Annotated in this window: 1 protein-coding gene; it reads left to right on the top strand. The window is 59.4% G+C overall.

The features are described from left to right. Window positions 1-87: 87 nt before the first annotated feature. Window positions 88-448: PAAR domain-containing protein (locus M5B99_RS29835; protein WP_248807485.1), on the top strand; the 361-nt coding region annotated here is incomplete at its 3' end.

Here is a 448-nt window from a genome sequence, read left to right as displayed (position 1 = left end):
TCACTGGCGTCTCGGTGCAATCCATCCCCATCAGCAGCGCGCGCCGCCTCGTCCGGGGTGCCAAATAGAGAATAGGTAAGGGACTCAATGGTTAAGGGATATTTCATTCGCGAAGGTGACAAGACCACATGCGGTGGAGTCGTCATCGATTTCGATACCCGCGTCATCATGTACGGCGTGGCCCATGCTCGTGAGGGGGATCGGGTGACCTGCGGAAAGGACGGAAAGACTTATGAGATCAGGGGAGGGATTTCATACATCAATAGTCATGGCAGGCTCGCGGCCGGCACGCTGGACAGCTTCAGCAGTTGCCCATGCCGGGCGGGGCTGATTCCCTCCTCGACCGCTTCCACCTATGAGAAGCGAACCCGCGCCATGCCGCACGCCACCAGGGCAACAGCCTCAACTGCCAGCCCTTCGGTAGCCTCGCCGCTATCCAGTGTTGAGA

Origin of the sequence: Pseudomonas sp. MWU13-2100, from assembly GCF_023242365.1 — a bacterium.
Classification (GTDB): Bacteria; Pseudomonadota; Gammaproteobacteria; order Pseudomonadales; family Pseudomonadaceae; genus Aquipseudomonas.
This window is presented reverse-complemented; position numbering and strand designations above follow the sequence as displayed.